Here is a 3,815-nt window from a genome sequence, read left to right as displayed (position 1 = left end):
GGTGGGGCGGGGTGGTTGCGGAACTTCTGGGAAATCTTGACAGCGCGTCGCGCCGCGGTCAGCCTCTCCTCAGAGCGCTCTCCCCTCGCGTAGTACCCACTACAACGTGAGGAAGTCACATGGCTGTAAGCCAACGGGTGTCGCTGTTGCGCGCCCGAAATTCACGCTCCGCGCTCCTCGCTGTATCCATTGTTCTCTCGCTTGTGGCCGCGCTGCTGGTCACGGTCGCCGTGGGGGCCGCTCACGCGGCGGGGACGCTGTTGTCGCAGGGGAAGACGGCTTCTGCGTCGTCGGTGAATGCTGGGAATCAGGCGTCGTTTGCGGTGGATGGGAACGCTGGGACGCGGTGGGAGAGTGCGTGGTCTGATCCGCAGTGGTTGCAGGTGGATCTGGGTGGGACCGCGACGATCAGTCAGGTCGTGCTCCAGTGGGAGACGGCGTCGGGTAAGGCGTATCAGATTCAGACTTCGAATGATGGGGCGAACTGGACGTCGATCTACTCGACGACGACCGGTCCCGGCGGCACGGAGACGCTGAACGTCACCGGATCTGGGCGGTATGTGCGGATGTATGGGACGGTGCGCAACACCGGGTACGGCTACTCGCTGTGGGAGTTCCAGGTCTTCGGGACCATGGGGAGCGGGGGCGGTTCGACGTGCGGTACGCAGAACGCCGCGCTGAACCAGCCGGCGACCGCTTCGTCGACTGAGAACGCCGGTACTCCGGCCGCGGCCGCGGTGGATGGCAACACCGGTACCCGGTGGTCGTCCGCGTTCAGCGATCCGCAGTGGCTCTCGGTGGACCTGGGCTCGGCGCTGCCGGTCTGCCAGGTCGTGTTGAACTGGGAGACCGCGTACGCCACGGCGTTCCAGATCCAGGTGTCGACGGACAATGTGAACTGGACGTCGATCTACTCGACCACCACAGGAACCGGCGGCGTTCAGACGCTGACTGTCTCAAGCATGGGACGGTACATCCGGATGTACGGCACCGCGCGTGCTACAGGGTACGGATACTCGCTGTGGGAGTTCTCTGTCTTCACCGGTGGCAGTGGTGGGGGCGGGCCGTCTCCGAGTGCCTCGGCCAGTGCGTCTCCGAGTCCGTCGCCGTCGAGCACGGGTAACGGCAACTGCGGCACCACGAACGCGGCGCTCGGGCATCCGGCTACCGCGTCGTCGATTCAGGACAGCAATCCGGCGTACGACCCCTTCTACGCGGTCGACGGCAGCACCGTGACGCGCTGGTCGAGCCTGTCCGCGGACCCGCAGTGGATCGAGGTCAACCTCGGCGCCAATCTGCCGATCTGCCAGGTCGTGCTGATCTGGGAGAACGCGTACGCGTCCGGGTTCCAGATCCAGGTGTCGACGGACAACGCGAATTGGACGTCGATCTACTCGACGACCACCGGGACCGGTGGTACGCAGACGCTGAACGTCTCGGGCAGCGGACAGTATGTCCGTATGTATGCGACGGTGAGGGGGACTGGGTACGGAGATTCGCTTTGGGAGTTCGCCGTCTACACGGTCGGGAACCAGACTGCGACCGTGCCACCGCCCGCGCCGCAGCCCGCGCCGGGCACGTGTCCGTGGATCAACGAGCCCAACGTGGCCGTCTCGACCCGCGTCGCGCAGCTCATGGGCGCGATGACGCAGGACCAGAAGGACGCGATGCTCTACGGCGACGGTTCGAGTACGTATATCGGGCAGATCGCCGGACAGCCTGCGCTGTGTATTCCGAGCGTGAATCTTGAGGACGGACCCGCGGGAGTCGGGGACGGGCTCGGCGGGGTTGTGCAGTTCCCTGATGGTGAGGTCGCGGCGGCGACCTTTGATCCGGGTTACGAGCACAACTTTGGCGTCGCGGCTGGTCAGGAGTTCGCAGCGAAGGGCGTGAACGTCTCGCTCGGCCCGACGATCAACATCGTGCGAGACCCGCGCTGGGGCCGGTCCTACGAGACCTTCGGCGAGGATCCGTACCTGACCGGCGAGATCGTCAGCGCGGACGTCCAGGGTATGCAGAGCCAGGGCGTGATGGCCATGGTCAAGCACGCGGCCGCGTACAACATCGAGCAGCCGGACGGACCCGGCAGCGGCGGCGGGACGGTCGTGGTCGACCCGCGCACGTTGCAGGAGATCTACCTGCCCGGCTTCCAGACCGCCATCGAGAAGGGCGGTGCGGCGGCGGCCATGTGCGCGTACAGCAGCGTGAACGGCGCGTATTCGTGTCAGAACCCGTCGATTCTGAACACCCCGCTGTATCAGCAGGCTGGGTTCCAGGGCTTCGTCAGCTCGGACTGGGGCGCGATCCACACGACGGTCGCGTCGGCCAACGCGGGCGAGACGATCGAGATGCCGTTCGGCGGCTTCTTCGGGACCTCGCTTGAGCAGGCTGTCACCGCCGGGCAGGTGACGCAGGCCACCTTCGACACGATGGTCTCCAGGGTGCTGACCCAGATGTTCCGGTTCGGCATGTTCGACCACGCGCCGAGCGGTTCCACGACCGCCATCGTCGCAGCGCCCTCACACCTCGCGACCGCGCTTCAGGGCGACGAGGAGGGCACGGTGCTGCTGAAGAACAACGGCGTCCTGCCGCTGAACCCGAACGGCACCGAGTCCATCGCGGTCATCGGCAGCTACGCCAGTTCCGGAGCGATCACCGGCGGCGCCGGCAGCGGCGGCGCGACCAGTTCCGGCACGTACGACCCGCTGTACAGCATTCAGCAGCGGGCCGTCGGTGGTCATGTGACGGTCAACTACAACGACGGCTCGAACCAGGCCTCCGCGGTCTCGGCCGCGCAGGCCGCGAACGTTGCGATCGTCTTCGCGGCCGACAACTACGGGCACGAAGAGTCCGACAACACCACGCTCAACCTGCCCAACAGCCAGGACGCGCTTATCTCCGCGGTCGCGGCGGCCAACCCGAACACGATCGTCGTGCTCAACGACAACTCGGCGATCCTGATGCCGTGGCTGAACCAGGTCGCGGGCGTGTTCGAGGGCTTCTACCAGGGCCAGGAGTACGGCGCGTCCATCGCGGCGCTGCTGTTCGGCGACGTGAACCCGTCCGGGCACCTGCCGATCACCTTCCCGTCCTCGCTCACCGCGCTGCCGGCGAACACGACGGCTCAGTGGCCTGGCACCGGTGGCACGGTGCAGTACTCGGAGGGGTTGGACGTCGGGTACCGGTGGTACGACGCGAACAACGTCACGCCGCTGTTCCCGTTCGGCTTCGGACTGTCGTACACGTCGTTCTCGTTCGGCAACCTGCAAATCGGGGCGCTGAGCAACGGCCAGGCGACGGTGACAGCGACGGTTACCAATACTGGTAGCAGGGCCGGGACCGAGGTGGCGCAGCTGTACGTCGGCGATCCGGCGTCGGTCGGCGAGCCGCCGCATCAGCTCAAGGGCTTCCAGCGGATCACGCTGAACCCGGGGGCGTCCGGGACGGTGACCTTCACCGTGACGGCGCATGATCTGGCGCACTGGGACACCACGTCCAACAGCTGGATCGCGTCGTCCGGCGGCTACCAGATCCTGGTCGGCGACTCGTCACGCAACCTGCCGCTGTCCGGAAATCTGAACAACCCGGCCACCGTGACGGCGAACACGATGGATTAGAACGCGGTGGATTGAGAAACGCGGTGGATTGAGAGAAGTCCACACCGGCCGATTAATCCCAACGCCGTTCAGTTAGGTGCTGGTCGGCTGTGTCAATCGGGGCTGGCCAGCACGGTGATGCTGAATGTGCTCTTGTAGGTGGTTCGATCGATGGCCGGGCCTCGGGCGTTGTACTTGGACAGCGCCCGTTTCACGATC

The 3,815-nt window shown here is 65.9% G+C and carries 1 protein-coding gene; it reads left to right on the top strand.

All coding sequences use genetic code 11. From position 1 onward, the window contains the following. Positions 1–119: 119 nt before the first annotated feature. A complete protein-coding gene (locus tag VGS97_RS27415; protein ID WP_326856562.1) occupies positions 120–3,617 on the top strand; it encodes a discoidin domain-containing protein in 3,498 nt (1,165 codons plus the stop codon). Positions 3,618–3,815 lie beyond the last annotated feature (198 nt).

This window comes from Actinocrinis sp., from assembly GCF_035946395.1.
In the GTDB taxonomy this organism is placed as follows: Bacteria; Actinomycetota; Actinomycetes; order Streptomycetales; family Catenulisporaceae; genus Actinocrinis.
The sequence above is the reverse complement of the archived record's forward strand: the minus strand, read 5'-3'. Positions and strand labels throughout refer to the sequence as shown.

What these genes read in the sequence shown, in the direction of transcription:
- VGS97_RS27415 (WP_326856562.1), top strand. Translation starts at nt 120, where the DNA reads ATGGCTGTAAGCCAACGGGTGTCGCTGTTGCGCGCCCGAAATTCACGC.